The sequence below is a fragment of the Rubellimicrobium roseum genome (assembly GCF_006152145.1).
Taxonomy (GTDB): Bacteria; Pseudomonadota; Alphaproteobacteria; order Rhodobacterales; family Rhodobacteraceae; genus Rubellimicrobium; species Rubellimicrobium roseum.
On record NZ_VDFV01000019.1, the window covers coordinates 14365 to 39554 of the forward strand.

Consider the following 25190-nt stretch of genomic DNA (forward strand, 5'->3'; position numbering starts at 1 on the left):
CGAGGGGCGGACGGGTCGGCGTCGAACCCGCCCGGCCGGGCGGGGATGGGCCGCCGGGCCCGGGAAGCCCGCGGGCGACGGGCCACCCGGCTAGGGCGCCTCCAGCGCCGCCGCCAGCGCGTCGTCCCGCACCCCGAAGGTGAGCGAGAGCGCCCGCTCCTCAAGGGCCGTCGACTCGGGGATGAAGCCCAGCGAGGGGATGGTGACCGTGAGCGTGGCGGTTTCCGGGTTCTCCTCCACCTCCAGCCCCGCGAGGTCGAGCCCGGCGAAGCCCAGCCCCCCTTCCGTCACGATCCGGCAGCGCGGGACCGGAGGCTCGGGCCGCGCTTCCTCGGGATCGGGGGGCGGCAGCGTCAGCACCAAAAGCCGCACCCCCTCCTCGCCTTCGGCGTGGAGCAGCGCCAGCCGGATCGCCCCCGCGCCCAGCGACGCGCTGGTCTCCTCCCAGGGCTCCACGAGCGCGGTCACGGGCGGCGTCTCGCCGCAGTCCGCCACCTCCTGGGCCAGGGCGGGTCCGGCCAGCAGAGCGAGGCCCAGCAGTCCCGTCCGACGCGATGCCGCCATGAGCCGCCCTCCCCCAGACCGTCCATCGGGGAAACGGCCGGCGCGGGGCGGCGTTCCGCCTCAGGGCGTCTCGCGCGCGGCGTCCATCCGGCGGCGCATCTCGGCGATGGCGGGGGCCAGGCCCTGCATGATCGCCTCGCCGATCAGGAAATGCCCGATGTTCAGCTCCCGGATCACCGGGATGGCCGCGACGGGCGCCACCGTCTCGTAGGTGAGCCCGTGCCCGGCATGGACCTCGAGTCCCAGTGCGTGGGCCAGCGCCGCCGCGTCCCGGACGCGGGCCAGTTCCGCGTCGCGTTCCTCGGGGCGTCCCTCGTGATGGGCGTCGCAGTAGGCGCCCGTATGGATCTCGATCACGGCGGCGCCCACGCGGGCGGCGGCCTCGACCTGCCGGGGATCGGCCCCGATGAAGAGCGACACGCGCGAGCCCCTTTCGCGCAGGGGAGCGATGAACGCGGCCACCCGCGCCTCGTCCCGCGCCACGTCGAGGCCCCCTTCGGTCGTGCGCTCCTCGCGCCGCTCGGGGACCACGCAGATGGCGTGCGGCCCGTGACGCAGCGCGATGGCCTGCATCTCCTCGGTCATGGCCATCTCGAAGTTCAGGGGCTTCGTCAGCGCCTCCACCAGCCGCTCGATGTCGCGGTCCGAGATGTGGCGCCGGTCCTCGCGCAGGTGGGCGGTGATGCCGTCGGCGCCGGCGGCTTCCGCGATCAGGGCCGCGCGCACCGGGTCGGGAAAGGCCGTCCCCCGCGCGTTCCGCACCGTCGCCACATGGTCGATGTTGACCCCGAGCCTCAGCCGCTCCGCCATGTCCCCCTCCGTCCTGACGGGCGGCACCCTACCGATCCGCGGGCCCGGCGCCAGAGGGCTTGCGAAGCTGCGCGAGCTTCTCCTCCAGCGCCTTGCGCCGCGCCGCCTGGTAGGCCCGCACGAGCGGCACGGTGAGCCAGTAGGAGACCAGCGACGCCGGAAGGCCGGTGAGAAGCCCGCCCACCCAGTAGGGCACGAAGACGTCCCGGAAGAAGACCCGCAGCCCCGCCCAGTCCATGGTGTCGCGGGTGAACACGGCCCGGACGTTGTGCCACAGGTCCCACCCCGCCTCGCTGAACAGGTGGCCCAGCTCGCGCAGCAGCCCCTCGTCGGGCTGCATCCCCAGCACCCAGTAGCCCAGCCAGACGGCCGCGACGCTGATGGGCACGAGCGTGAGGAAGTTGTTGACGAAGGTGCCGATCACCGAGGCCAGGTAGTTGCCCCGGATCACCCGGGCGATGAGCAGCCCCCCCAGGATGTGGAATCCGTAAAGCGGCGTGAAGCTGATGAGCACGCCCGCCGCCACGCCCCGCCCGATCTTCTCGGGGCTGTCGGGCAGGCGGCGCAGGCGGTGCTTGATGTATTCGATGGCGCGCGCGTAGCCGCCGCGCGGGTAGACCGCCTCGGCCGCCATGCGCCACGGGGTGCGCCGGTCGCGCCGCCGGAAGACCATCTCACCCGCGCGGGGGCGTCACCGTCGCCCGCCGGGGATCGCGGTGACGGGCCACCGAGGAGACGCTGCTCTCGGCGTCGAGCGCGGTCATGACCCGGTGCAGGTGCTCGGCGTTGCGCAGGTCCACGTCGACCAGCAGACGGTAGTAGTCGGGCTTGCGGTCGGTGAACTGGAGGTCCGAGATGTTGGCCGACTGCTCGCCGATCAGGGTGCAGATGCGCCCCAGCACGCCCGGCCCGTTGGAGATGGTCAGCTCCAGGGTCACCGTGTTGACGGGGCGGTGGTTGCCCTCCTGCCAGTGAAGGTCGAGCCAGCGGTCGGGCTGCTCCTCGTAGTCCACCAGCGCCGGGCAGTCGATCGCATGGACCACCACGCCCTGCCCGCGATGGGTGATGCCCACGATCCGCTCGCCCGGCACGGGCTGGCAGCACAGCGCCCGGCGGTAGGCCTGCCCGGGCGCCACGCCCACGACGGCCTTCCGCTCGTCCACCTCCTCGCCCGCGCGCTGCGCGAGGTCGGGATAGAGCACCCGCACCACCTCCCGCGCGGTCAGCTCCGCGCTGCCGAGCCGTGCGAGGAGGTCCTCCTCGCCGTCGAGCCCCAGCGCCTTGGCGGCGGTGCGCAGCGCCTTGTCGGTCGCCTTCTTGCCCACGTTCTCGAAGGCCACGCGCGCCAGCTCGGCCCCGAGCTTGATGAACCGCTCGCGGTCCTCCTCGCGCAGCGCGCGGCGGATGGCGCTCTTGGCGCGGCCCGTGACGGCGATGCCGATCCAGGTGGCCTGCGGCGTCTGGCCCTCGGCGGTGATGATCTCGACCATCTGCCCGTTCTTGAGCCGCGAATAGAGCGGCACCCGCACCCCGTCGACCTTGGCGCCCACGCAGGCGTGGCCGATCCGGGTGTGGATGGCATAGGCGAAGTCGATCGGCGTGGCGCCCCGCGGCAGCGGGATGACGTGCCCCTTCGGCGTGAAGCAGAAGACCTGGTCCTGGTACATCTCGAGCTTCACGGCCTCGAGGAACTCGTCGTGATCCTCGCCGCCCTCGAAGCGCTCAGTCATCTGCGCGATCCAGCGCACGGGGTCGACGGCGAAGCGGTTCTCGCTCCTCACGCCGTCCTTGTATGACCAGTGGGCCGCCACGCCCGACTCGGCCACCTCGTGCATCTCCTGGGTGCGGACCTGGATCTCGACCTGCTTGCCGTCTCGCCCCGACACCGTCGTGTGGATGGAGCGGTAGCCGTTCGACTTGGGCTGGCTGATGTAGTCCTTGAAGCGCCCCGGCACCGCGCGCCAGCGCTGGTGGACGACGCCCAGGATGCGGTAGCAATCGGGGGCCGCGCCGCAGATGATGCGGAATCCGTAGATGTCCGACAGCCGCGAAAAGGCCTGGTCCTTGGTCTGGAGCTTGCGCCAGATCGAATAGGGCTTCTTGGCGCGCCCCGTGACCTCGGCCTCGATCCCCTCGCGCCGCAGGACCTCGCGGATGTCCTCCACGATCTTCTTGATGACGGTGTCGGTTTCGTCCTGAAGGGTCAGGAAGCGGCGGATCACCGACTGCCGCGCCTCGGGCATCAGGACCTTGAAGCTCAGGTCCTCCAGCTCCTCGCGCATCCACTGCATCCCCATGCGTCCGGCCAGGGGGGCGTAAATGTCCATGGTCTCGCGGGCCTTCTGGGCCTGCTTCTCGGATTTCATGGACCGGATCGTGCGCATGTTGTGCAGCCGGTCCGCGAGCTTGACGAGCGTCACCCGCAGGTCGCGCGAGGTCGCCATGAAGAGCTTGCGGAAGTTCTCGGCCTGCCGGGTCTCGTCCGACCGGATCTGCATCTTGGTCAGGTTCGTGACGCCCTCGACCAGCTCGGCGATCTCGGGGCCGAACTCGCGCTCGAGCTGCGCGTAGGAGGCCTTGGTGTCCTCCAGCGTGTCGTGCAGCAGCGCCGTGACGATGGTCGCGTCGTCCATCCGCTGGTCGGCCAGGATGCGCGCCACGGCGACCGGATGGGTGAAGTAGGGCTCCCCGCTCTTGCGGAGCTGCCCATCGTGCATCCGATCGCCAAAGGCCCAGGCCTTGCGGATCAGCGCCTCGTTCGAACGGGGGTTGTAGCCGCGCACGAGCGCCACGAGGTCGTCGGGCGTGGCGGCGAGCGCCGCGCCCGGGATCGTCGCCATGGCCTGGTCCTGCATGTCGTCCCCCCGTCGCGGTCCGGCAGGCGGACCTCGCCTCAGCGCTGCCCCTGCGCCTCCATGAGGGCACGCAGCATCCGCTCCTCGCTCATGTCGTCCTGGGCCGGGCGGTCCATCTCGGCACCCATGAGGAGCGCCATGGCGTCCTCCTCGGGCTCGTCGACCTCGATCTGCGTCTGGTTCGCGGCGATCATCCGCTCCCGCAGGTCCTCGGCCTGCTGGGTCTCTTCCGCGATCTCGCGTAGCGCCACGACCGGGTTCTTGTCGTTGTCGCGGGTCAGCGTCAGCGGCGCGCCCGAAGCCAGTTCGCGCGCGCGGTGGGCGGCGAGCATGACGAGCTCGAAGCGGTTGGGAACCTTGTCGACGCAGTCCTCGACGGTCACGCGGGCCATGGGCACACTCCCGGAATAGCGATGGGGCCGGGCGCGCGGAATCGTCCGGCCACCCGACCTCGGAAGACCCCTAGCTATTCTCCCGGCTGACCGTTGACAAGGGCCGATTCCTTCCTACCCCGCTGCCAGCGGCTCGACTCCCTCCCGCATCAGCGGGGGCAGCGCCGCCAGCATCTCGCGCACCGTGCGGCCGATCAAGGGGTGGCACCAGTCCGGGGCGATCTCGGCCAAGGGGGCCAGCACGAATCCGCGCTCCTGCATCCGGGGATGCGGCAGGATCAGGTCCGGCGGGGCCTCCCGCGCCTGCCGCTCGGGCGAAAGCTCGCGCCAGGCCGTCTGCGCCGCGGCGTCGGGCCGCACCTCCGCCCCCCAGGCGATCAGGTCGAGATCCAGCGTCCGCGCGCCCCAGCGCGTCTCTCGCATGCGACCGAACGTCGCCTCGATGGCGTGGAGCCGGTCGAGCAGCGCCTCGGGACCGAGATCCGTCACCAGCGCGGCGGCGGCGTTGACGTAGTCCGGCCCGCCGGGCGGCCAGGCGGGACTTTGCCAAAGCCGACTGCAGGTTAGGCCGGGGCCCAGCCCGGCCAGCGCGTCCATCGCGGCGGCGACCGTGGCGGCCGGGCCGCCGCGCGCCGAGCCGAGGTTCGATCCCAGGGCGATCAGGGCATGGCCAAATGTCACGGGTCCCTCTCTCTTGCGCGCCGCGCGCGCGTACTTATCTTGGAGCCATTCAAGCGGCCCGCTCCGTTTCGGGCCGCGCTTTAAGGCATAATGAAAGGCCATTCATGTTCTATCGCGACGACCGGCTGGCGCTCTTCATCGACGGCTCCAACCTTTACGCCGCCGCCAAGGCCCTGGGCTTCGACATCGACTACAAGCTCCTTCGGGCCGAATTCGCGCGCCGGGGCAAGCTGGTCCGCGCCTTCTACTACACCGCCCTTCTGGAGAACGACGAATACTCGCCCATCCGCCCGCTCGTCGACTGGCTGAACTACAACGGCTTCACCATGCGGACGAAGCCCGCCAAGGAATACACCGACTCGCTCGGCCGGCGGAAGGTCAAGGGCAACATGGACGTGGAGCTCTGCGTCGACGCGCTCGAACTGGCCGGTCATATCGACCATGCCGTGATCTTCTCGGGCGACGGCGACTTCAAGCCGCTCGTCGAGGCGCTGCAGCGCAAGGGCGTGCGCGTCTCGGTCTGCTCGACCATCCGCTCGCAGCCGCCGATGATCTCGGACGACCTGCGCCGGCAGGCCGACAACTTCATCGACCTTGAGGACCTCAAGGAAGTCGTGGGCCGTCCGCCGCGCGAGCCGCGCCCCGAGGGCGCCGAGCGCCGCTGGCCGCGCGAGTCCGTGCCCGCCACCGAGCCCGCCGCCCCGGTGGCGGCCGAGGAATGACCAAGGCCCCCCTCACGCTCCATCTCGCGGCGCCGCGCGGCTTCTGCGCGGGCGTGGACCGCGCCATCCGCATCGTCGAGCTCGCGATCGAGAAATGGGGCGCCCCGGTCTATGTCCGGCACGAGATCGTCCACAACCGCACGGTGGTAGATGCCCTGCGCGCCAAGGGCGCCGTCTTCGTCGAGGAGGTCCACGAGGCCCCCGCCGACCGGCCCATCGTGTTCTCGGCCCATGGCGTGGCCAAGTCCGTGCCGGCCGAGGCCGCCGCGCGCGACATGATCCAGGTGGACGCCACCTGCCCGCTCGTGACCAAGGTCCACATCGAGGCCGCGCGCCACCACGAGAATGGGCTCCAGCTCGTGATGATCGGCCATGCCGGCCACCCCGAGACCGTCGGCACCATGGGCCAGCTCCCGCCCGGCGAGGTGCTGCTGGTGGAGACGGTGGAGGACGTGGACCGGCTGGAGGTCCGCGACCCCGACCGGCTCGCCTTCGTGACCCAGACCACGCTTTCGGTGGACGACACGGCCGACATCGTGGCCGCACTCCAGGCCCGCTTCCCGGCCATCCACGGCCCCGCGCGCGAGGACATCTGCTACGCCACGACCAACCGCCAGATGGCGGTCAAGGCGATGGCTCCCTCCTGCGAGGCGATCCTCGTGGTGGGTGCGCCCAACTCCTCGAACTCGCGCCGTTTGGTGGAGGTCGCGCGCAAGGCCGGCTGCCCCTACGCCCAGCTCATCCAGACCGCCGCCGAGATCGACTGGCGCGCGCTGGAAGGCGTGCGCTCCATCGGCCTCACCGCCGGGGCCTCCGCCCCCGAGGCGCTGGTGAACGGGGTGATCGACGCCGTCCGAGCCCGTTACGACGTCACGGTGAGGCCGGTCGTCACCGCCGAGGAGAACGTGGAGTTCAAGGTCCCCCGCATCCTGCGGGAGCCCGCGTGAGCGGCTGGCTCGGCTTCGAGGGGCGCGTCGAGCCCGTCGAATGGGGCCGGGCCACCTACACCGTCCTTCGCCTTCCCCCCGAGGTGGCCGCTACCCTGCTGTCCCAGGGCGCCCGACGCGTGGAGGGCGAGATCAACGACCATCCCGTGAACCTCGCACTTTCCCGCGCGCCCGTGGTCGAGGGCCTGTTCCTCTGGACCGGCCGCAGCCTCCTCGACCGCCTGGGCGTCACGCCGGGCGAGCCGCTGGAGGTCCGCCTGCGCCCGGCCCCGTCGGACGAGGTGGACACGCCGGACGACCTGGCCCTGGCGCTCCGGCAGGCCGGGGCGGGTGCGGCCTGGGAGGCGCTGACCCCCGGAAAGCGGCGCGGCCTCCTGCACCGCATCGACTCGGCCAAAACCGCGCCCACGCGCGCCAAACGCATCGCCTCCGTGGTGGCGGACCTTGGAGAGGCGCTATGACGCGGCGGATCCCGGTCGCCCCGCTGCTCCTCGGCCTATCGGGCGTCCTGCCCTTCGCCTGGGGGGCGCTCACGATCCTGATCCCCTCCGTCGGCGACTGGAGCCTTGATCTCCTCGGCGCCCGCCTCACGGGCCGGACGCTCCTCCTCCTCTACGGGATGGTGATCCTCAGCTTCATGTCCGGCGTGATCTGGGGTTTCGCCACCCGCGCCGAAGGGCGTCATGCCGCCGTCCTTTACGCTCTCTCCACGCTGCCCTCGCTTTGGGCGCTGTTCCTCGGCTTTTCGGCGCTAGCGCTGGCGCTGGGCTTCGTCGCGCTGCTCGCGCTCGATCTCCATGCGCAGCGCGCGGGTCTCGCGCCGGCTTGGTGGCTGCGCCTCCGGCTGCTGCTGACCGCGCTCGTGGTGCCCTGCCTCCTGGCCGGCTGGCCCTGACGCCACGACAGGGTCAGCCCCGACGGCTCGCTTGATGCAGGTCAAGGTCGCGGCGTCCGCCCTGTGCGGGACTGGGGTCATCCAATACGGGAGACCCCAGATGAACCACAGCCACCGCAAGGTCCTGCACAGCCTCTTTGCCCACCCGATCCCCTCGAACATCCACCTCTCCGACGTGGAGGCCGTCCTGCGGGATCTCGGGGCCGAGGTCGGCCATTCCGGCCACGGCCGCTTCACGGCAACGCTGGCGGGCCAGCACATCAGCCTGCACGGCGGCAACCACGGCCTGTCCAAGGACGAGGTCGCGCAGGTCCGCAAGGCGCTCGAGGCCGCCGGGATCGCGCCCGCCGACTACCCGGCCTGACACCGGTTGCACCACCGCGGCGGGCGGGCTAGGCCACGGGCTCCGCTATTCGAGGTGTCCGCCATGCCCGTCCTTTTCGCCTACACCGACGGCGCCTGCTCCGGGAACCCGGGGCCGGGCGGCTGGGGCGCCCTCCTGCTGGCCAAGGAGGGCGACCAGGTCGTCCGCGAAAAGGAACTCATGGGCGGCGAGCCCATGACCACCAACAACCGCATGGAGCTTCTGGCGGCCATCCACGCGCTGGAGGTGCTGGAGCGGCCTTCCGTCCTCACCGTCGTCACCGACTCGGCCTATGTGAAGGGCGGCATCACGAGCTGGCTCGTCAACTGGAAGAGGCGCGGCTGGCGCACGGCGTCCAACGAGCCCGTCAAGAACGAGGACCTCTGGCGCCGGCTGGAGGAGGCCGCGTCGCGCCACACCGTCACTTGGCGCTGGATCAAGGGCCACGCGGGCCACGCCGAGAACGAGCGCGCCGACGCGCTGGCCCGCGCCGGAATGGCCCCGTTCAAGCCCAAGCGACGCGCCTCCTAGGCGTCGGCGGCGCGAGCCCGGCGCGACTGCTGCAGCATCGAGGCGGTGTAGAGGGCCAACGCCGCCCAGATCATCGGAAAGGCGATCATCCGCGCCCGACCGAACTCCTCGCCGAACAGGAACACCGCCACGAGCACGATCATCGTCGGCGCGATGTATTGCAGGATGCCGATGGTGGACAGCCGCAGGAGCTTGGCCCCGTTGGCGTAGAGGATCAGCGGCACCGCCGTCACCGGCCCGCAGCCCAGCAGGAGCCAGGTCGTGGCTGCGTCCCCCGCCGCGAAGTGGCTCTGCCCATTGGCGCTCAGCCAGCCCAGGTAGCCCAGCGCCGGGGCGAGCAGGATCAGCACTTCCAGCAGGAAACCCTGGTTCGGCCCGATGGGCAGCGCCTTCTTGAGGAAGGCGTAGGCCCCCCAGGTGAGCGTGAGCCCCAGCGCCACCAGCGGCAGCCGCCCCGTCTCCCAGGTCAGGACCGCGACGGCTGCGGCCGCCAGCGCGATGGCCGCCCATTGCAGCGGGCTCAGCCGCTCGCGCAGCAGGATCGCCCCCAGAAGCACGCTGAAGAGCGGGTTGATGTAGTAACCCAGCGCCGCGTCGAGTGCGTGCCCCGCGCCGATGGACCAGACATAGATGCCCCAGTTGACCGAGATGAGCGCCGCCGTCACCGCCGCCATGACCAGCATCCGGGGGGTCCGCAGCGCGCGGGCCAGATCGGCCGTGCGTCCCGTGCTCCAGACCACCACCCCGGCAATGGGGATGGCCCAGATGATCCGGTGAACGATGACCTCGGCCGGCGGCACATGGGCCAGCGCCTTCATGTAGAGGGGCAGGAAGCCCCACAGGACATAGACGCTCGTCGCCAGGACAAAGCCCTTGAGGCTGTCCTCGTTGCGGGTCATCGGGGGCACCTCCGGGATCGGGCCCGAAGGGGCTAACGCGTCCGGGCGGCGACCGCCACCCCCGGCGCGAGGTCAGCCGAGCCGCGCGCCGGGGTCCCAGCCCCGCAGGGCTTCGGCCACAGGCAGGGCCTTGGCCCCTGCGCGCTGCACCTCCAGCACCTCGACCGCGCCCTCGCCGCAGGCGACCGTCAGGCCTTCCAGCACCTCGCCGGGGCTCCCCCGCCTCTCGACCAGCCGCGCGCGCAGGAGCTTGATCCGCTCGCCCCGCGCCTCGCACCAGGCGCCGGGAAACGGAGCCAGCCCCCGGATCAGCCGGTCCACCTCGGCGGCCGGCTTGCTCCAGTCGATCCGTGCCTCGGCCTTGTCGATCTTGTGGGCGTAAGTTACGCCCGCCTCGGGCTGCGGCACGGGGGTCAGGTCCGCCAGCCGCGCCAGCGCCTCCACGATCATCCGCGCGCCCAAGCCGCTCAGCCGGTCGTGCAGGTCCCCGGTCGTGTCCGTGGGCCCGAGGGGCAGCGCCTCGCGCAGCAGCACCGGCCCGGTGTCGAGCCCCGCCTCCATCCGCATGATGCAGACGCCGGTCTCGGCATCCCCGGCCATGATCGCCCGGTGGATCGGCGCCGCCCCCCGCCAGCGCGGCAGCAGCGAGGCGTGGATGTTCAGGCACCCTCGCGCGGGCGCGTCCAGAACGGCCTGCGGCAGGATCAGCCCATAGGCCACGACCACCGCCGCCTCGACGCCCAGCGCCGCGAACTCCGCCTGCGCCTCGGAGGTCCGCAGGCTTCGGGGGTGGCGCACCATCAGCCCCCGCTTTTCCGCCTCGGCCTGCACGGGCGAGGGGCGCTCCTTCTGCCCGCGTCCGGCGGGGCGCGGCGGCTGGCAGTAGACGCAGGCGATCTCGTGCCCCGCCGCGATCAGCGCACGCAGGGGCGGGACCGAGAACTCGGGCGTGCCCAGGAACGCGAGCCTCATGCCTTGCGGGCCTTGCGGATCAGCATGTCGCGTTTTGTCCGCGAGAGCCGGTCGAAGTACATCCTGCCGTCCAGATGGTCGATCTGGTGCTGCACGGATGTCGCCCAAAGGGCCACGAAGTCCCGCTCCACGACCTCGCCCCGCTCGTCGAGGTAGCGCACCGTCACGGCGCGGGGCCGCGCGATCACCGCCGAGACGCCGGGCAAGTTGGGCGAAGCTTCCTCGTGCTCGCGCAACTGCACGCTCGCGTGCAGGATCTCGGGATTGGCCATCCGCACCGCCTGTCCGCGCGCCTCCGAGGCGTCCACGACGGCCAGCCGGAGCGGCACACCGATCTGCGGTGCGGCAAGGCCCACGCCCGGCATCGCCTCCATGACCTCGATCATCTCGCCCCAAAGGGCGCGGATCTCGTCGGTCACCTCCTCCACCAGAGAGGCGGGGCGGCGCAGGACCGGATGCGGCCAGGGCAGGACGGCGCGGGTCACGCCACCGCCTCCTCAGGCTCCTCGCGGTCCGTGCAGAGCACGCCGTCGAGGTGGTCCATCTCGTGCTGCACGCAGGTCGCCGCCAGACCTGCGAACCGGCCCTCCTGCGCCGCGCCGTCCAGGTCCCGCCAGCGCAGGGCGACTGCGGCGGGCCGCGCCACGCGCGACACCCGGCCGGGGATCGACAGGCATCCCTCCTCGCGCGTCACCCGCTCCTCGGAGGCCTCCACGATCTCGGGGTTCACGAACACATGCGGCTCGGGCGTCCCGTCCTTCCAGGCCACGTCCATGACGAAGAGCCGGACCGGCAATCCCACCTGCGGCGCGGCGAGGCCCCGCCCCGGCGCCTCGTACATCGTGGCCAGCATGTCGGAGACCAGCTCGCGCAGCGCGGCGTCAAAGGCCTGCACGGGCGCGCAGACCTCACGCAGGACGGGGTCGGGCACCTGGACGATGGGCCGGATCACAGCCGCTCGGCCTCACGCCCCTTGGGGGCGGGCTTCTCGCGGGCGAGGTCGCGCTTCAGCTTCTCCATCTTGCGGGTGATGACCCCGCGCTTGATGGGCCCCAGGTAGTCGATGAACAGGGTGCCGTCCAAGTGGTCGATCTCGTGCTGCACGCAGACCGCCCAGAGCCCGTCGAACCGACCCTGGTGCGCCTGACCGTCCAGGTCCGTCCAGACGACCTCGACCTCCCTGGGCCGCGTCACCTCGGCGAAGTGCTCGGGGATGGATAGGCAGCCCTCCTCATAGGGCGCCTTCTCCTCCGAGGTCCAGACGACCTCGGGATTGACCAGCACCATGGGCCGGGGCGTCTCGCCCTCCTCCTTGACGCAGTCCATGACGATCATCCGGCTCAGCACGCCCACCTGCGGCGCCGCGAGCCCGATCCCCGGCGCGTCGTACATGGTGTCCAGCATGTCGTGGGCCAGGCGGCGCAGGGCGTCGTCGAAGACGGTCACGGGCTTGGCCACGGCCTTGAGGCGGGGGTCGGGGTGCAGGAGGATCGGACGGAGGCTCATGACGCGGATGTAGGCCAGCGCCCGCGTCCGCGCAACCGCTTGCCCTCGGCGCTCCCGGCTGGCACCCCTGCACCCGCATGACCGGGAGAGCTCCCATGACCTTCGACGACCCCATCGACCGCCGCGGCACCCATTGCGTCAAATGGGACATGATGGAGCCGTTCTACGGCGTCTCCCCCGAGGACGGCCTTGCCATGTGGGTCGCGGACATGGAGTTCCGCGCCGCGCCCCCGATCCAGCGCGAGCTGGAGGCGATGCTCGCCCACGGCGTCTACGGCTATTTCGGCGACGACCGCCGCTACCTCGACGCCATCCGCTGGTGGATGCGGACGCGCCACGGCTGGGACCCCGCGCCCGAGGCGATCCTCAGCACCCATGGCCTCGTGAACGGCGTGGGCCTCGCGGTGGACGCCTGGACAAAGCCGGGCGACGCGGTCGTGCTCTTCACCCCCGTCTACCACGCCTTCGCCCGCGTGATCCGCGCGGCCGGGCGAACGGTGACGGAATGCCCCCTCGCGCTCGACGGCGACCGCTACGTCATGAACTTCGCCGCCTACGAGTCGCGCCTGACGGGTCGCGAGCGCATGGTGATCCTCTGCTCGCCCCACAACCCCGGCGGCCGCGTCTGGACGCGCGCCGAGCTGGAGCAGGTCGCCGACTTCGCCCGCCGCCATGACCTCGTGCTGGTCTCGGACGAGATCCACTGCGACCTCGTCATGCCGGGCCACCGGCACACGCCCATGACCCTGATCCCCGGCGTCGAGGACCAGCTGGTGATGATGACGGCCACCACCAAGACCTTCAACATCGCGGGCGCGCATATCGGCAACGTCATCATCCCCGATGCCGCGCTCCGCGCGCCCTTCGCGCAGCGGATCGCCGCGCTCGGCATCTCGCCCAACGCCTTCGGGATGCGGATGGCCACCGCCGCCTGCTCGCCTGAGGGCGCGGAATGGGTGGAGGCCCTCAACCTCTACCTCGACGGCAACCGCCGCCTCTTCGACGAAGGCGTGAACGCCATCCCCGGCCTGCGCTCGATGCCGCTGGAGGCCACCTACCTCGCCTGGGTGGACCTGCGCGGCCTCGGCATGTCCCCGGACGAGATCACCCGCCGCATCGCGCAGGACGCCCGCATCGCGGTCAACGCGGGCCCGAGCTTCGGCGCCGGGGGCGAGGGCTGGGTCCGCGTCAACCTCGCCGCGCCCCGCGCGGTGGTGGCCGAGGCGGTCGAGCGCCTGTCCCGCGCCTTCGCGGACGTGCAATGACCGGGCCTCGGATGGACAACTTCCGGGCCGTGATGATCGCCGAGGGCGTCGAGGAGACCGACGACCGCAACCTCATCCGCGCGGCCTGGCAGCACCTGCACGACACGGGCCTGGCCGAGCACATCGGCGGATGGCTCCGCGACGAATGCCGGAGGCTCCTCGCCTTTGGCGTCATCGCCGAGCGCCGGACGATCCACTAGGGCCCTAGAAGCTCCGCGGGATCAGGGCCGAGGGCTTGATCTCGGACTCCTCGAAGTCGGCGGGCGGACGGTCCATGACCGGCATGTTGATCTTGAACTCGTAGATCCGCTCGCCGTTCTCCTCCTCGGGCGAGGCCACGATAAGGCAGGACGACAGGTGCCGCGGCCCGTCGTAAAGGTCCACGTAGCCCCGCAGCGGCGGCGTGTCCGTCGCCGCCAGGGCGAAGCCCCGCTCCCACATCCGCAGGATGCGGTGGACGTTGCCGCCCTCGTGCACGCAAAGCCGGTTCGATCGCCTCTGCGCCGCCGTGCGCGCAGCCTCCAGGCCCTGGCGCACGGCCTCCGGCAGGTCTTCCGTCATGTCAGTCAGTCCTCCCCTGAGACCGAGCATGACGGAAGTACACCCGCAATCAAGCGTTTATATGACACCGGGCCGCAAAGGCGGCCGGGAGTCACGGGCGTGCGATATCCGGGGCGTCCTGGTCCGCGACCCGCGCCTTGGGGCGCAGCACATGAGGCCGCGCGGGGTCGTAGAGCGCGCTGTCAGGGAACTCCTGCGACTCGCCCAGAGCCGGCCCGACCAGGATCAGCGCCGTCCGCGTGACCTTGGCCTCGCGCACCTTGGCGTGGATGTCCGACAGCCGTCCCCGCAGGATCATCTGGTCCGGCCAGCCCACGCGGATGGCCACGACCACCGGGCAGTCGTCGCCGTAGAAGGGGCTGAGCCTTCGCACGATGTCCCGCAGCGCCCGCACGCCCAGGTGGATCGCCAGGGTCGCGCCGGTGGCCGCGAAGTTCTCCAGCGTCTCGCCCGCAGGCATGGCGGTCGACTGCATCGACATCCGCGTGAGCACGATGCTCTGCGCGACCTGCGGCACCGTCAGCTCCTGCCCCAGCGCCGCGGCGGCGGCGGCATAGGCCGGCACGCCCGGCGTGATGTCGAAGGGGATGCCGTCCCGCCGCAGAAGCCGGATCTGCTCGGCGATGGCCCCATAAAGCGACGGGTCCCCCGAATGCACCCGCGCCACGTCCTGACCCTTGGCATGGGCCTCCACGATCAGCGCGTGGGTCTCCTCCAGCGTCAGCGGCGCCGTGTCGCGCACGAGCGCGCCCTCCGGGGCCCCCGCGACCACCGCCTCCGGGACAAGGCTCCCGGCATAAAGGCACACGGGGCAGGAGGCGATCAGCCGCTGCGCCTTGAGCGTCAGGAGCTCCGGGTCGCCCGGCCCCGCCCCGATGAAATGCACCGTCATGCCGTCACCATCTTCTTCGCATAGCCCCGCGGGGTGTAGAGCCGAGGTCCCTCGCCCCGCTCGACGATCCGGCTCTGGGACGAGCCGATCAGCACCACCGTCAGCATGTCCACCTCGTCCACCTTCAGGTCCGCGAGCCGCCGGTAGGTGAGCCGCTCCTCCGGCCGCCCGAGGTTCGACGCCAGCAGGACGGGCGTCTCGGCGGGCCGGTGACGTAGCAGGATCTCCCGCGCGTCGTTCAGGAGCGTCCGGCGCGTCCTGGACACGGGGTTGTAGAGCGCCATCACGAAATCGCCCTCGGCCGCCGCGCGCAGCCGCCGCAGGATGTCCTCGCGCGGGGTCAGCAGGTCCGACAGCGACACCGCGCAGAAGTCGTGCCCGAGCGGCGCCCCCGCCCGCGCCGCCGCCGCTTGCAGTGCCGAGATGCCGGGGCTCACCTCGACCTCGACCCGCCGCGCGGCGTCGCTCACCCCGTTCTCGCGCCGGTCCAGAAGCTCGAAGACCAGCGCCGCCATCGCGTAGATGCCCGCGTCGCCCGAGCAGACCAGCGCCACGTTGCGCCCCTCGCCCGCGCGCTCCAGCGCATGGCGGCAGCGGTCCTCCTCGCCTCCCAACGGAAAATCCGCGCGCGGCTTGCCGGCGGCGAGCGGCCCCAGAAGGTCGATGTAAAGCCCGTAGCCCACCAGCTCCTCGGCCTCGGTCACCAGCCGCGACACTTCGGGCGTGCGCCAGGCGGCCTGTCCCGGCCCGATGCCCACGACCGACAGCTTGCCCCGCGGCCGCCCCGCCAGCCGCGTGATCGGCGTCGGCGCCACGGCCAGCGCGCAGGTGGCGTTCCTGGTCTTGCGCTTGGTCACCGCAAGGCGTCCCTCGGTCCCGGCAAGGGCCAGCGCCGCGCCCTCGGACACGCCGTGGCAGCCCACCTCGGCGAAGACGACCTCGGACGGGTTCGCAAGCCGGGGTGCCTCGGCCTCCAGCTCGGCCGCCGCGAACAGCCGCAGCGGCACGCCGAAGCCGCGCGCCAGCTCCACCACCGCCCCTTCGTCGGCCTTGAGGTCCAGCGTCCCGATGGCTGCCAGCGCCTCGGGCGCGATTCCGGCCTCCTTCAGCACGCCCTGCACCAGAAGCGCCAGCTCCTCGGGCGGGCAGCCCCGCGCGGCCCCCACGCCCAGCGCGGCGACCTGCGGCGCGAAGCGCAGGTCCGCCCCCAGCGCCGGGCCCGCGGTGCAGGCGATCCGCACACCCTCGCCCTCGGGCAGCCCGGCCAGCCATCCGGCCCGCTCCGCCGCCTCGCCCCGGACCTGCGCCCCCTCGCCCGCGAGCAGCCGCGCCATCACCGCGCCCGCCTTCTCCGGCTCGGCCAGGCGCCAGCCCTCGGGCGGCTCGTCCAGCGCAATCCCGAGCGCCGCGTCCCCCGCCGTGGTCACGGCCGCCGTGACGCCCAGCGCCTCGGCAATCCGCCGCGCGAGCGCGTTCGCCCCCCGGTGCCCGCCCAGGAGCGGCACGACCGCGCTCCCATCCTCGGCCACCGCGACCACCGGCGGCTCGGCCCGTTTGTCGGACAGAAGCGGCGCCACCGCCCGGATCAGGATGCCCGCCGCGCAGACGCCCACCACCGGCACGCCGGCGGCGAACAGGGTCCGCACGTGCTCCAGCGTATCATCGAAGGCGACCTCCGCCTCCGGCACGCGCCCCGCGCGGCCATGCAGGGCCGCGCCCAGCGCCTCGGCCACGCGGGCCGCCACGGGGGACGGGGTGAGGGCGAGGACCGCCGGAGTCAGAGCCATGGATCGGAGTCCTTCGACACGAGGAGAAGAGAGAAATAGGGCGCCTCGCGGGGCGCCTCGGCCAGGGGCCGGACGACCTCCGCAGCCAGCGTCGCGCGCTCCACATAGGTGGCGCGGGCCGTGAGCCCGAGGTCATCGATCAGCGCCCGCACGCGCGGGAAGTGGCGGCCCAGCTTCATCAGCGCGACCGTCTCGTGCGCCAGCAGGCCTGCGCGCAGCGCCTCGTCGGGCAGCGTCGCGGGCAGCACCGCGATGCGCCCCTCGCGCGCGCCCAAGGGCAGCCGCGCCCGCGCCGCCGCCGCCGAGACCGAGGTCACGCCCGGCACGACCTCGGTCGCGAAGCGGGGCGAAAGCCGCGCCTGAAGATACATGAAGGACCCGTAGAACATCGGGTCCCCCTCGCAGAGGCAGACCACGTCGCGCCCCGCCTCCAGATGCGCCGCGATCCGCGCCGCGCCCGCGTCATAGGCCGCCTGCGCGGGCTCGCGGGCGGGGGTCATGGGCACGTCGATGGCGATCTCCAGGACGCCCTCGCGGATGAACCCCGCCGCGATGGATCGCGCGAAGGACGGCGCCCCCGCCAGAGTCGGATAGGCCAGCACCCGCGCGCCCTCGATCACCCGCGCCGCGCGCAGCGTCAGCAGGTCCGGCGCCCCCGGCCCCACGCCCACGCCGATCAGGCGGCCCGCCTCATCAACTTGGCCCAAATACGCATTCTCCCGTTCCACCTGGCTCACGGCTTGAGAAGGCTCCACTGCATCACCTCCATCGCCGGCCGCCATCCGGTCAGTCGCCCCACCGGCTCGGCGCGGCTCACCGCGATCCGCACCAGCTCGCCCCCATGCCGCCGGTGCAGCGCCAGCATCACCGCCTGCGCCTCCAGCGTCACCGCATTGGCCACGAGCCGTCCCAAAGGCCGAAGCGCCTCCCAAGCTGCCGCGAACGCCGCCTCGGTCAGTCCGCCCCCCAGGAACACCGCATCCGGCGCGGGCAGGCCCGCGAGCGCCTCCGGCGCCTCGCCCGCCACGATCTCCAGTCCCGGCACGCCCAGGCTGAGCGCGTTCGCCGCCGCCAGCGCCCGCCGGTCGGGCCGCGGCTCCACGCCGATGGCCTGCGCCCCCTTGGCCGCGCGCATCCACTCGATGGCGACCGAGCCCGAGCCCAGCCCCACGTCCCACAGAAGCTGCCCCGGCAGCGGCACGAGGCGCGCCAGCGTCACGCTGCGCACCTCGCGCTTGGTCATGGTCCCGTCCGAGCCGAAGGCGTCGTCCGGTAGCCCCATGCGCCCCAGCACCCGCGCGCCCGGTCCCGCGACGCATTCGACGGCCAGCGTGGTCAGCAGCGGCACCTCGGCGTCCCACGCCCCGGCGCGCCCCTCGACACGCGCCTCCTCCGGCCCACCCATGTGCGACAGGGCGGCGATGCGGCTGGGCTCATAGCCCTGCGACACGAGAAGCTGCGCGATGTCGCGCCCCGTCTCCGGCCCATGCGCCAGCACCAGCCAGCGCGCGCCGGGCGCCAGATGCGGCAGCACCTGCTCTACGGGCCGCCCATGAACCGTCAGGCATTCGACCCCGTCCATCGGCCAGCCCATGCGGGCCGCGGCCAACTGGAACGCCCCCGGATGCGGATGCACAGCAACCTCGCCCCCGAAGGCCGCCACGATCCGCTCGCCGCCCGAGAACCACAGGGGATCGCCCGTCACGAGCACGACGACCCGCCGGCCCCGAAGACCCCACAACGTCCCTTCCAGAGCGTCCCAGGGCGAGGGCCAGGCAATCCTCTCGCCCGGCGCGGCCTCGGTCAGCCGGTGGTGACGCGCCCCCCCCACCAGCACCTCGGCCCCCAGCACCAGCGCGCGCGCGGCCGGGGACAGCCCGGCGAGCCCCTCCTCGCCAAGCCCCACGACATGAAGCCAAGGCGTCACGCGGGCTCGCCCCCCAGCGCGTTCACCGCCGCCGCCGCCATGGCCGACCCGCCGCGCCGCCCCTTGAGCGCCACGAAGGGCACGCCCCGCGAATCCGCAGCGATCTCGGCCTTGCTCTCCGCCGCGCCGACGAAGCCCACCGGGAACGCAAGGATCAGCGCAGGCTTGGGCCAGCCGGCATCCAGCCGGTCGAGAAGGTGGAACAGCGCCGTGGGCGCGTTGCCGATGGCGACGATCGCGCCCTCGATCCGCCCTTCCCACAACTCCACCGCCGCCGCCGAGCGCGTGGTGCCGAGCCGCTTGGCCAGCTCCGGCACGCCGGGCGCGTTCAGCGTCACGAGAATTTCGTTGGCTGCGGGCATCCTGGCCCGCGTGATGCCGGCCGCGACCATCTCGCAGTCGCAGATGACCGGGGCGCCCGTCGCCAGCGCCGCGCGCCCCGCCTCGCCCGCGTCATCGGAAAAGGCCAGCCGGTCCGCGATCTCGACCATGCCGCAGGCGTGGATCACCCGCGTCACCAGCGGCCGCAGGCTTTCGGGAAAGCGCCCCAACCGCGCTTCGCGCTCCACGGTGGCGAAGCTTTCGGCGTAGATGGCGGCGGGGTCCTTGAGGTAGGGGCGCATGGTCGGGTCTCCGTCAGGACGGAGAGGGCGGAGGGGGGCTCCGCCCCCCGCTTCGCTCCCCCCGGGATACTTGGCACCGAAGGAAGGGCTCAGCGCGTCTTCAGCGTGGCCAGCGCCGACAGCGGCCCCAGCGGATGATCCTCGTGAGGATAGCGCGGGTGATGGTGGTGCCCATGCCCGTGGTCATGGCCGTGCCCATGGTGGTGATGCCCGCCCGGCCCGTGCCAGTGGAGCTGGCCGTCGCCGTGGTCATGCAGCCCGCCCGCCCCCATGTGCGCCATCGAGCCCAGGGGCTCCACCGCCGCGACCTGAAGACGGCAGACCCCCGTGCAGAAGTCGTCGCACAGCTTGCAGTCCGCCACGTTCGACCCCGGCGCGGACGCGCCCTGGCCCTCGACATGGTGGTGATGGCTTTCCTGCGGCGCGCCCACCTCGGCCTCGAAGCCCAGGACCTGCGTGCGGTACTTGCAAAGCTGGCAGTTGGGCGGCGGCACCCCGTCGACCTGCTCGGTCGCGCGCTCGGCGAAGGTGCGCAGGACCTCCGGGTGCAGGCCGAGATAGTCGGCCTTCACCCACTCGATCCCCGGCTGCGCGGCGGCCACGCGGTCGGTGAAGCCGTAGATCCGGTCCACCAGCACGCCCGAGAACAGGAAGTAGGGGAAGACCACGACCCGCCGGTAGCCCAACCGGGCGACGTGCGTCAGGCAGGGCTCCACCAGCGGGAAGGTGACGCCGGAATAGCCGACCTCGCACCAGCCCAGCCCCAGCCCTTCCCACAGCATCCGCGCGATCTTGGACACGTTGGCGTTGGCGTCGGGGTCCGAAGCCCCCCGCCCGATCACCACAAGGCAGGTCTCGTGCAGCGGCACCGGCCCGTTCTCGGCGTCGGCCTTCGCGATGGCCTCGCGCACGCGGGCGCCGGCCGCCGCGATCATCTTGGGATCGACGCCCAGCTCGCGCCCGTAGGCCACGGGCACCCCGGCCTTGGCCGACCAGGCCTGCAGCACCGAGGGGATGTCGTTCTTGGCGTGCATCGCCGCGAACAGCATCCCCGGCACCGCCAGGATGCGGTCCGCGCCCTTGGCCTTCAGCGCCTCCAGCCCGTCGCGCAGCACCGGATTGGCGAACTCCAGGTAGCCATGCTCGACCAGCCAGTCCTCCGGCAGATGCCGGGGCAGCGCCTCGGCCAGCGCGGCGAACTCGGCCACCGCGCCGGCATCGCGCGAGCCGTGGCCACAGAGAAGGACGCCGATCCGCTCGTGGCTCACGCGTCGGCCCCGTCGTCCTTGCGCGCCAGGCGCGCGGGCTTGGCCGGGCGCAGCTCGGTCCAGATCAGCCAGCACGAGCCGATCACCGCGCCCAGAAGCGCCACCGCCGCGATCACGTGGTCATGGCCGCCGCGTTCGGCCAAGTGGCCAGGATGGGCCAGGGCGGCCTGCGGCAGGAGAAGGGCGAGAAGGAGGAAGGCGTTGCGCATCGATGGCTCCCGGGCCGGGGTTGGGAGCGGGATGCCGGTCGCGGGGGTCGCCCCGTCGCTGACGACGCGCGCCGGGCATCCCCGACCTGGGTCGATCCCCCACGCGCCTTCGGTCCGGCCCCGCAGGGCTTCGTCTGCGGCCCTCCTACCGCGCAAGCCCCCCTCCCGCCAAGGGGGAAGCGGCACGGACCCGCCCATCTGCGACATCCCGCGCCGCCGTGCACGCCCTGTGCGCCCCCGCACCGGCCCTGCGCCTTTCCCCGGCGGCCCGGTCGGCTAGGTCCCGATGAGGCATGGGACGGGGAGACGCGGGATGGGGCAGCTCGAGAACGGACGATGGGTGACGGCCCCCGTGGCGCGGGTCAGGGACGGCGCCTTCGACCGGCCCGCTTCCTCCTTCCGCAACTGGGTCACGGACGACGGTCGCGCCGGGCCCACGGGCCGCGCGGGCTTCCGCGCCGAATCCGGGCGCTACCACCTTTATGTCAGCCACGCCTGCCCCTGGGCGCACCGCACCCTGATCGTCCGCGCGCTCAAGGGGCTTGAGGACCACATCGACGTCTCGGTCGTCCATCCCGACATGCTGGAGGAGGGCTGGACCTTCGCGACCGACTTCCCCGGCGCCACCGGGGACCGGCTCCACGGCCTGCCCTTCCTGCGCGACATCTACACCCGCAGCGACCCCGAGGCGACGACCAAGGTCACCGTCCCCGTCCTGTGGGACAAGGAGCGCGAAAAGATCGTCAGCAACGAATCCTCCGAGATCATCCGGATGCTGACCCAGGCCTGGGACGGGATCGCCGGCACCGACCTCGACCTCTGGCCCGAGGACCTGCGCGACGCCATCGAGCCCGTGAACGCCCGCATCTACGACACGCTCAACAATGGCGTCTACAAGTCGGGCTTCGCCGAATCGCAGGGCGCCTACGAGGCCGCCGTGCGCCCGCTCTTCGACACGCTGGACTGGCTGGAGGAGCGCCTGTCCGAGAGCCGCTATCTCATGGGCGACAGCCTCACCGAGGCCGACATCCGGCTCTTCACCACGCTCATCCGCTTCGACACGGTTTATCACGGGCACTTCAAGTGCAACCGGCGCAAGCTGATCGAGTATCCTAACCTCTGGGACTTCACGCGCGACCTCTACCAGACGCCGGGCGTGGCCCCGACCGTGCATCTCGACCACATCGCGCGGCACTACCACTACAGCCACGACCGGATTAACCCTTTCCGCATCGTCCCCATCGGGCCCGACCTCGACCTGTGGGAGCCCCACGGGCGCGAGGACCTCTAGGCCCACCCCTTGCCGGTGGGCCGGGCCTGCGGCACAAGCCGCGGCCATGGCCACCTGGATCACCATCTGCGACACCTGCAAGCGGGCCGACTGGCCCGGCCCCGCCGAGGGCGCCCCCGAGCCGCCCGGCGCCCGCCTCGCCGCGCTGGTCGAGGCGGCGGCGGAGGGAACCCCCGTCCGCACCCGCCGAACCTCCTGCCTCATGGGCTGCGACCACGGCTGCAACGTCGCCGTGCAGGCCGGGGGCAAGCTCTGCTACACCCTGGGCCGCTTCGAGCCCACGGAGGAGGCCGCCGAGGCCATCGTGGCCTGGGCCGCGCTCCACGCCGAGAGCGCGAGCGGACAGGTGCCCTACAAGCTCTGGCCGCAGCCGGTGAAGGGCCATTTCGTGACCCGCCACCCGCCGCTCCCGGAGGAGTCATGACGCGCGACCACGGCGGCGGCCTCGACGCCGCGATGGCGGCCCACGGCGGAGCCCGCGCGGACTGGCTCGACCTCTCGACCGGCATCAACCCGGTTCCCTATCCCTTGCCGCATCTCCCGGCCCACGCCTGGACCGCGCTGCCCGACCGCGCGGCGCAGGAGGCGCTGATCACCGCCGCGCGCGAGTTCTGGAACGTCCCCGACAGCGCCGAGATCATCGCCGCCCCCGGCCTCTCCGCCCTGATCGCCCGCCTGCCCCACGCGACCGGCGTGGACCGCATCGCCATCCCCGGCCCCACCTACAACGAATACGCCGCGAGCTTCTCGGCCGCGGGCGTCCCCCTCGTGGACGACCCCGCCGCCCCGGCCGTCCTCGTCCACCCCAACAACCCCGACGGCCGCCTCTGGGGCCCCGAGCACCACGACCGCCCGCTGACGATCGTCGACGAAAGCTTCTGCGACGTGACGCCCGAGGCGACCCACGTCGCCCGCACCATGCGGCCCGGCACGGTGGTCCTGAAAAGCTTCGGCAAGTTCTGGGGCCTCGCCGGCCTGCGCCTGGGCTTCGCGATCCTGGCCCCCGGGCCCATCGCGGACCGGATGCGCGAGGCGCTCGGCCCCTGGCCCGTCTCGGGCCCCGCGCTCGCCATCGGCGCCGAGGCGCTGGGCAACCCCGTCTGGGCCGAGGCCACGCGCCAGCGCCTCTCGGCCGACGCCCGCCGCCTCGACGCCCTTCTCACGGCCCGGGGCGCGCACCTCGTGGGCGGCACCACGCTCTTCCGTCTCTACGAGGTGGACGACGCCCCCGCCTGGGCCGAGCGCCTCGCGCGCGCCCATGTCCTCGCCCGCGTCTTCCCCTACTCGCGCACCTGGCTCCGCCTCGGCCTGCCCGCCCCCGACCGCTGGGCGCAACTGGAGGCCGCGCTGTGACCCTCGTCGCTGCGCTTCTTCTCGACGCGCTGTTCGGAGAGCCGCACGCCCTCTGGGACCGCTGGCCGCATCCGGCGGTGCTGATGGGCCGCGCCGTGGCCTGGACCGACCGGACCCTCAACGACCGCACCCGCCTCCGGGGCGTCGTGGCGGTGCTGATCCTCGTGACCGGCGCGGGCCTCCTGGGCCTCTTTCTCGCCGCCCTCCCGGGTCCCATCGCCGAGGTGATCGTCGGCGCCATCCTCCTCGCCCAGCGCTCGCTCGCCGACCATGTGCAGGCCGTCGCCCGCGCGCTTCGCATGTCGATCCCCGAAGGGCGTCACGCCGTCTCCATGATCGTCGGCCGCGACACCGCTGCGATGGACTCGCCCGCCATCGCCCGCGCCGCCATCGAGTCGGGGGCCGAGAACTTCTCGGACGGCGTCGTGGCCCCCGCGTTCTGGTTCGCCCTGGGCGGCCTGCCGGGGCTCCTGATCTACAAGGTCGTCAACACCGCCGACAGCATGATCGGCCATCGCACGCCCCGGCACGAGCAGTTCGGCTGGGCCGCCGCGCGCCTCGACGACCTCCTGAACCTCGCGCCCGCGCGCCTGTCGGCGCTCCTGATCTGGCTCACCCACCCGCGCAGCGCCTGGGGCCCGATCATCGCCGAGGCCCGCCTGCACCGCTCGCCCAACGCTGGCTGGCCCGAGGCCGCCATGGCCCGTGCCCTCGACGTGGCCCTCTCCGGCCCCCGCGCCTACCACGGGGAAATGCGCGACTACCCCTGGGTCCACCCGCAGGGCCGCCGCACCATCGGCCCGGCCGAGATCGCGGCCTCGGTCCGCGTCCTCTGGCAGGCCTGGGCGATCCTCCTCGCCGTCGCGGTGCTGCTCGCCCTCTAGGCCGCCGCCTTCAGCTCCCCGGCCGCCCCGGCCACGATCCGCAGCGACTCGAGCCGCGCCTCCAGGTCGTGGATCATCCCCGCGACGATGATCTCGTCGGGTTGCAGCCGCGCCTGCACCTCCTCCAGCCGCCGCCGCACGGTGGCGGGGCTCCCCACCGCCGAGAAGGACATCGCCATCTCGGCCCCGCGCAGCGCCGCGGGCGGGATGTCGTCCAGCGGCCCCGGCGGCGGCAGCTTTCCGGCTTCCCCCGTCCGCAGCCGCGCGAAGGACCGGAGTTGCGAGGACCGCAGCCGCTCGGCCTCCTCGTCCGTCGCCGCCGCGCAGACGCCCATGGCGACCATGGCATAGGGCGCCTCCAGCCACTGCGAAGGCCGGAAGGTCGCGCGGTAGACCTCCAGCGCCTCCTCCAGATGCGTGGGCGCGAAATGCGAGGCAAAGGCGTAGGGCAGCCCCAGATAGGCCGCGAGCTGCGCGCCATAGAGCGAACTTCCGAGAATCCACACCGGCACCTCGGTCCCGGCCCCCGGCACCGCCCGGACCCGCCCATGCTCGGCGCCTTCGGCGAGATAGCCGATCAGCTCCATCACGTCGCGCGGGAAGCCGTCCTCGTCCGTGTCCAGATGCCGCCGCAGCGCCCGCATGGTCAGCCCGTCCGTCCCCGGCGCGCGCCCGAGCCCGAGGTCGATCCGCCCCGGGAACAGCGTGGCCAGCGTCCCGAACTGCTCGGCCACCACCAGCGGCGAATGGTTGGGCAACATGATCCCGCCCGCGCCGACGCGGATGACCTGCGTCGCCGCCGCGACATGCTGGATCACCAGCGGCGTCGCCGAGGACGCGATCCCCGGCATGTTGTGGTGCTCGGCCAGCCAGAAGCGGCGGAAGCCCAGCCGCTCGGCCTCCTGCGCGAGCGCCACGGATTCGCGCAGCGCCTGCGCGGCGTCGCCGCCTTCCACAATGGGGCAAAGGTCAAGGACGGAAAGCTGCATGGG

The 25190-nt window shown here is 72.5% G+C and carries 32 protein-coding genes; 12 read left to right on the top strand and 20 right to left on the bottom strand.

Annotated elements, in window-relative coordinates; genetic code table 11:
* Nucleotides 1-90: 90 nt before the first annotated feature.
* The 6 genes from FHG71_RS13090 to folK form a co-directional block, all read right to left on the bottom strand.
* Nucleotides 91-564 carry a hypothetical protein gene (locus FHG71_RS13090; protein ID WP_139082136.1) on the bottom strand — a complete coding sequence of 158 codons (474 nt, stop codon included), beginning with the start codon at nucleotides 562-564 and terminating at the stop codon, nucleotides 91-93.
* 60 nt (nucleotides 565-624) lie between these two features.
* Nucleotides 625-1374, bottom strand: a complete 750-nt coding sequence (locus tag FHG71_RS13095) for a pyridoxine 5'-phosphate synthase (protein ID WP_139082137.1) — start codon at nucleotides 1372-1374, stop codon at nucleotides 625-627.
* Nucleotides 1375-1402: 28 nt separating this feature from the next.
* Complete coding sequence (locus tag FHG71_RS13100; RefSeq protein WP_139082138.1) at nucleotides 1403-2047, bottom strand: DUF2062 domain-containing protein; 645 nt, start codon at nucleotides 2045-2047, stop codon at nucleotides 1403-1405.
* Between the two features lies 1 nt (nucleotide 2048).
* Nucleotides 2049-4229 (bottom strand): RelA/SpoT family protein, encoded by a 2181-nt coding sequence (locus FHG71_RS13105; protein ID WP_246045443.1) that lies wholly within the window; start codon nucleotides 4227-4229, stop codon nucleotides 2049-2051.
* A gap of 38 nt (nucleotides 4230-4267) precedes the next feature.
* Nucleotides 4268-4621 carry a DNA-directed RNA polymerase subunit omega gene (rpoZ, locus tag FHG71_RS13110; protein WP_139082140.1) on the bottom strand — a complete coding sequence of 118 codons (354 nt, stop codon included), beginning with the start codon at nucleotides 4619-4621 and terminating at the stop codon, nucleotides 4268-4270.
* A gap of 114 nt (nucleotides 4622-4735) precedes the next feature.
* A complete protein-coding gene (gene folK, locus FHG71_RS13115) occupies nucleotides 4736-5302 on the bottom strand; it encodes a 2-amino-4-hydroxy-6-hydroxymethyldihydropteridine diphosphokinase (protein WP_246045444.1) in 567 nt (188 codons plus the stop codon).
* A gap of 104 nt (nucleotides 5303-5406) precedes the next feature.
* Here folK and FHG71_RS13120 point away from each other — a divergent pair, with 104 nt between their 5' ends.
* The 6 genes from FHG71_RS13120 (at nucleotide 5407) to rnhA (ending at nucleotide 8761) form a co-directional block, all read left to right on the top strand.
* Nucleotides 5407-6024, top strand: a complete 618-nt coding sequence (locus tag FHG71_RS13120) for a LabA-like NYN domain-containing protein (RefSeq protein ID WP_139082142.1) — start codon at nucleotides 5407-5409, stop codon at nucleotides 6022-6024.
* Complete coding sequence (gene ispH, locus FHG71_RS13125; protein ID WP_139082143.1) at nucleotides 6021-6971, top strand: 4-hydroxy-3-methylbut-2-enyl diphosphate reductase; 951 nt, start codon at nucleotides 6021-6023, stop codon at nucleotides 6969-6971. Before FHG71_RS13120 ends, ispH begins: the two co-directional genes overlap by 4 nt.
* A complete protein-coding gene (locus FHG71_RS13130) occupies nucleotides 6968-7432 on the top strand; it encodes a YdeI/OmpD-associated family protein (protein ID WP_139082144.1) in 465 nt (154 codons plus the stop codon). Before ispH ends, FHG71_RS13130 begins: the two co-directional genes overlap by 4 nt.
* On the top strand, nucleotides 7429-7866 hold the full coding sequence (locus FHG71_RS13135) for a DUF3429 domain-containing protein (protein ID WP_139082145.1): 438 nt from the start codon (nucleotides 7429-7431) through the stop codon (nucleotides 7864-7866). The genes FHG71_RS13130 and FHG71_RS13135 overlap by 4 nt, the downstream gene beginning before the upstream one ends.
* Nucleotides 7867-7966: 100 nt before the next feature.
* Nucleotides 7967-8230 carry a hypothetical protein gene (locus tag FHG71_RS13140; RefSeq protein ID WP_139082146.1) on the top strand — a complete coding sequence of 88 codons (264 nt, stop codon included), beginning with the start codon at nucleotides 7967-7969 and terminating at the stop codon, nucleotides 8228-8230.
* A gap of 63 nt (nucleotides 8231-8293) precedes the next feature.
* On the top strand, nucleotides 8294-8761 hold the full coding sequence (gene rnhA / locus FHG71_RS13145; RefSeq protein ID WP_139082147.1) for a ribonuclease HI: 468 nt from the start codon (nucleotides 8294-8296) through the stop codon (nucleotides 8759-8761).
* Here rnhA and rarD read toward each other — a convergent pair.
* The 5 genes from rarD to def (FHG71_RS13170) all read right to left on the bottom strand — a co-directional run bounded on the left by rarD (nucleotide 8758) and on the right by def (FHG71_RS13170) (nucleotide 12138).
* Nucleotides 8758-9660 carry an EamA family transporter RarD gene (gene rarD / locus FHG71_RS13150; protein ID WP_139082148.1) on the bottom strand — a complete coding sequence of 301 codons (903 nt, stop codon included), beginning with the start codon at nucleotides 9658-9660 and terminating at the stop codon, nucleotides 8758-8760. The genes rnhA and rarD overlap by 4 nt on opposite strands.
* 72 nt (nucleotides 9661-9732) lie before the next feature.
* Nucleotides 9733-10632, bottom strand: coding sequence for a methionyl-tRNA formyltransferase (gene fmt, locus FHG71_RS13155; protein WP_139082149.1), 900 nt, complete (start codon nucleotides 10630-10632; stop codon nucleotides 9733-9735).
* Complete coding sequence (gene def, locus FHG71_RS13160; protein ID WP_139082150.1) at nucleotides 10629-11117, bottom strand: peptide deformylase; 489 nt, start codon at nucleotides 11115-11117, stop codon at nucleotides 10629-10631. Before def (FHG71_RS13160) ends, fmt begins: the two co-directional genes overlap by 4 nt.
* Nucleotides 11114-11584, bottom strand: a complete 471-nt coding sequence (def, locus tag FHG71_RS13165; RefSeq protein ID WP_139082151.1) for a peptide deformylase — start codon at nucleotides 11582-11584, stop codon at nucleotides 11114-11116. The genes def (FHG71_RS13160) and def (FHG71_RS13165) overlap by 4 nt, the downstream gene beginning before the upstream one ends.
* Nucleotides 11581-12138, bottom strand: a complete 558-nt coding sequence (def, locus tag FHG71_RS13170; protein ID WP_139082152.1) for a peptide deformylase — start codon at nucleotides 12136-12138, stop codon at nucleotides 11581-11583. The genes def (FHG71_RS13165) and def (FHG71_RS13170) overlap by 4 nt, the downstream gene beginning before the upstream one ends.
* Nucleotides 12139-12233: 95 nt before the next feature.
* Here def (FHG71_RS13170) and FHG71_RS13175 point away from each other — a divergent pair, with 95 nt between their 5' ends.
* Both FHG71_RS13175 and FHG71_RS13180 read left to right on the top strand, forming a co-directional pair.
* Nucleotides 12234-13403, top strand: coding sequence for a MalY/PatB family protein (locus tag FHG71_RS13175; RefSeq protein ID WP_139082153.1), 1170 nt, complete (start codon nucleotides 12234-12236; stop codon nucleotides 13401-13403).
* Nucleotides 13400-13603, top strand: a complete 204-nt coding sequence (locus tag FHG71_RS13180; protein ID WP_139082154.1) for a hypothetical protein — start codon at nucleotides 13400-13402, stop codon at nucleotides 13601-13603. Before FHG71_RS13175 ends, FHG71_RS13180 begins: the two co-directional genes overlap by 4 nt.
* Nucleotides 13604-13607: 4 nt before the next feature.
* Here the strand turns inward: FHG71_RS13180 and FHG71_RS13185 are convergent, their stop codons facing one another.
* From FHG71_RS13185 to FHG71_RS13220, 8 genes are all read right to left on the bottom strand, one after another.
* Nucleotides 13608-13964 (bottom strand): hypothetical protein, encoded by a 357-nt coding sequence (locus FHG71_RS13185; RefSeq protein ID WP_139082155.1) that lies wholly within the window; start codon nucleotides 13962-13964, stop codon nucleotides 13608-13610.
* Nucleotides 13965-14055: 91 nt separating this feature from the next.
* A complete protein-coding gene (cobM, locus tag FHG71_RS13190) occupies nucleotides 14056-14856 on the bottom strand; it encodes a precorrin-4 C(11)-methyltransferase (protein ID WP_139082156.1) in 801 nt (266 codons plus the stop codon).
* Nucleotides 14853-16643, bottom strand: a complete 1791-nt coding sequence (cobJ, locus tag FHG71_RS13195; RefSeq protein ID WP_139082157.1) for a precorrin-3B C(17)-methyltransferase — start codon at nucleotides 16641-16643, stop codon at nucleotides 14853-14855. The genes cobM and cobJ overlap by 4 nt, the downstream gene beginning before the upstream one ends.
* Nucleotides 16634-17350, bottom strand: a complete 717-nt coding sequence (cobI, locus tag FHG71_RS13200; protein WP_246045445.1) for a precorrin-2 C(20)-methyltransferase — start codon at nucleotides 17348-17350, stop codon at nucleotides 16634-16636. The genes cobJ and cobI overlap by 10 nt, the downstream gene beginning before the upstream one ends.
* 26 nt (nucleotides 17351-17376) lie before the next feature.
* Nucleotides 17377-18570, bottom strand: coding sequence for a precorrin-6y C5,15-methyltransferase (decarboxylating) subunit CbiE (gene cbiE, locus FHG71_RS13205; RefSeq protein WP_139082159.1), 1194 nt, complete (start codon nucleotides 18568-18570; stop codon nucleotides 17377-17379).
* Nucleotides 18567-19193: a precorrin-8X methylmutase gene (locus tag FHG71_RS13210; protein ID WP_139082160.1), complete on the bottom strand. Its 627-nt coding sequence runs from the start codon at nucleotides 19191-19193 to the stop codon at nucleotides 18567-18569. Before FHG71_RS13210 ends, cbiE begins: the two co-directional genes overlap by 4 nt.
* Nucleotides 19194-19282: 89 nt before the next feature.
* A complete protein-coding gene (locus FHG71_RS13215; RefSeq protein ID WP_139082161.1) occupies nucleotides 19283-20461 on the bottom strand; it encodes a sirohydrochlorin chelatase in 1179 nt (392 codons plus the stop codon).
* Nucleotides 20458-20670, bottom strand: a complete 213-nt coding sequence (locus FHG71_RS13220) for a DUF6732 family protein (RefSeq protein WP_139082162.1) — start codon at nucleotides 20668-20670, stop codon at nucleotides 20458-20460. Before FHG71_RS13220 ends, FHG71_RS13215 begins: the two co-directional genes overlap by 4 nt.
* Nucleotides 20671-20983: 313 nt before the next feature.
* On the opposite strand from FHG71_RS13220, the gene FHG71_RS13225 reads away from it, so the two are divergent.
* From FHG71_RS13225 to cbiB, 4 genes are read left to right on the top strand one after another with little or no spacing between them, the layout of a single operon-like run.
* Entirely contained in the window at nucleotides 20984-21961 is a 978-nt protein-coding gene (locus tag FHG71_RS13225; protein WP_139082163.1) for a glutathione S-transferase family protein, read from the top strand.
* Nucleotides 21962-22007: 46 nt separating this feature from the next.
* Nucleotides 22008-22385 (top strand): DUF1636 family protein, encoded by a 378-nt coding sequence (locus FHG71_RS13230; protein ID WP_139082164.1) that lies wholly within the window; start codon nucleotides 22008-22010, stop codon nucleotides 22383-22385.
* Entirely contained in the window at nucleotides 22382-23314 is a 933-nt protein-coding gene (locus tag FHG71_RS13235) for a threonine-phosphate decarboxylase (protein WP_139082165.1), read from the top strand. Before FHG71_RS13230 ends, FHG71_RS13235 begins: the two co-directional genes overlap by 4 nt.
* Nucleotides 23311-24198, top strand: coding sequence for an adenosylcobinamide-phosphate synthase CbiB (gene cbiB / locus FHG71_RS13240; protein ID WP_139082166.1), 888 nt, complete (start codon nucleotides 23311-23313; stop codon nucleotides 24196-24198). The genes FHG71_RS13235 and cbiB overlap by 4 nt, the downstream gene beginning before the upstream one ends.
* Here the strand turns inward: cbiB and FHG71_RS13245 are convergent.
* Nucleotides 24195-25187 (bottom strand): LLM class flavin-dependent oxidoreductase, encoded by a 993-nt coding sequence (locus FHG71_RS13245; RefSeq protein WP_139082167.1) that lies wholly within the window; start codon nucleotides 25185-25187, stop codon nucleotides 24195-24197. The two genes, cbiB and FHG71_RS13245, sit on opposite strands and share 4 nt — an antisense overlap.
* Nucleotides 25188-25190: the final 3 nt, after the last annotated feature.

What these genes read in the sequence shown, in the direction of transcription:
- FHG71_RS13090 (WP_139082136.1), bottom strand. Translation starts at nt 564, where the DNA reads ATGGCGGCATCGCGTCGGACGGGACTGCTGGGCCTCGCTCTGCTGGCC.
- FHG71_RS13095 (WP_139082137.1), bottom strand. Translation starts at nt 1,374, where the DNA reads ATGGCGGAGCGGCTGAGGCTCGGGGTCAACATCGACCATGTGGCGACG.
- FHG71_RS13100 (WP_139082138.1), bottom strand. Translation starts at nt 2,047, where the DNA reads ATGGTCTTCCGGCGGCGCGACCGGCGCACCCCGTGGCGCATGGCGGCC.
- FHG71_RS13105 (WP_246045443.1), bottom strand. Translation starts at nt 4,229, where the DNA reads ATGCAGGACCAGGCCATGGCGACGATCCCGGGCGCGGCGCTCGCCGCC.
- rpoZ (WP_139082140.1), bottom strand. Translation starts at nt 4,621, where the DNA reads ATGGCCCGCGTGACCGTCGAGGACTGCGTCGACAAGGTTCCCAACCGC.
- FHG71_RS13120 (WP_139082142.1), top strand. Translation starts at nt 5,407, where the DNA reads ATGTTCTATCGCGACGACCGGCTGGCGCTCTTCATCGACGGCTCCAAC.
- ispH (WP_139082143.1), top strand. Translation starts at nt 6,021, where the DNA reads ATGACCAAGGCCCCCCTCACGCTCCATCTCGCGGCGCCGCGCGGCTTC.
- FHG71_RS13135 (WP_139082145.1), top strand. Translation starts at nt 7,429, where the DNA reads ATGACGCGGCGGATCCCGGTCGCCCCGCTGCTCCTCGGCCTATCGGGC.
- FHG71_RS13140 (WP_139082146.1), top strand. Translation starts at nt 7,967, where the DNA reads ATGAACCACAGCCACCGCAAGGTCCTGCACAGCCTCTTTGCCCACCCG.
- rnhA (WP_139082147.1), top strand. Translation starts at nt 8,294, where the DNA reads ATGCCCGTCCTTTTCGCCTACACCGACGGCGCCTGCTCCGGGAACCCG.
- rarD (WP_139082148.1), bottom strand. Translation starts at nt 9,660, where the DNA reads ATGACCCGCAACGAGGACAGCCTCAAGGGCTTTGTCCTGGCGACGAGC.
- fmt (WP_139082149.1), bottom strand. Translation starts at nt 10,632, where the DNA reads ATGAGGCTCGCGTTCCTGGGCACGCCCGAGTTCTCGGTCCCGCCCCTG.
- def (WP_139082152.1), bottom strand. Translation starts at nt 12,138, where the DNA reads ATGAGCCTCCGTCCGATCCTCCTGCACCCCGACCCCCGCCTCAAGGCC.
- FHG71_RS13175 (WP_139082153.1), top strand. Translation starts at nt 12,234, where the DNA reads ATGACCTTCGACGACCCCATCGACCGCCGCGGCACCCATTGCGTCAAA.
- FHG71_RS13180 (WP_139082154.1), top strand. Translation starts at nt 13,400, where the DNA reads ATGACCGGGCCTCGGATGGACAACTTCCGGGCCGTGATGATCGCCGAG.
- FHG71_RS13185 (WP_139082155.1), bottom strand. Translation starts at nt 13,964, where the DNA reads ATGACGGAAGACCTGCCGGAGGCCGTGCGCCAGGGCCTGGAGGCTGCG.
- cobM (WP_139082156.1), bottom strand. Translation starts at nt 14,856, where the DNA reads ATGACGGTGCATTTCATCGGGGCGGGGCCGGGCGACCCGGAGCTCCTG.
- cobJ (WP_139082157.1), bottom strand. Translation starts at nt 16,643, where the DNA reads ATGGCTCTGACTCCGGCGGTCCTCGCCCTCACCCCGTCCCCCGTGGCG.
- FHG71_RS13210 (WP_139082160.1), bottom strand. Translation starts at nt 19,193, where the DNA reads ATGCGCCCCTACCTCAAGGACCCCGCCGCCATCTACGCCGAAAGCTTC.
- FHG71_RS13220 (WP_139082162.1), bottom strand. Translation starts at nt 20,670, where the DNA reads ATGCGCAACGCCTTCCTCCTTCTCGCCCTTCTCCTGCCGCAGGCCGCC.
- FHG71_RS13225 (WP_139082163.1), top strand. Translation starts at nt 20,984, where the DNA reads ATGGGGCAGCTCGAGAACGGACGATGGGTGACGGCCCCCGTGGCGCGG.
- FHG71_RS13230 (WP_139082164.1), top strand. Translation starts at nt 22,008, where the DNA reads ATGGCCACCTGGATCACCATCTGCGACACCTGCAAGCGGGCCGACTGG.
- FHG71_RS13235 (WP_139082165.1), top strand. Translation starts at nt 22,382, where the DNA reads ATGACGCGCGACCACGGCGGCGGCCTCGACGCCGCGATGGCGGCCCAC.
- FHG71_RS13245 (WP_139082167.1), bottom strand. Translation starts at nt 25,187, where the DNA reads ATGCAGCTTTCCGTCCTTGACCTTTGCCCCATTGTGGAAGGCGGCGAC.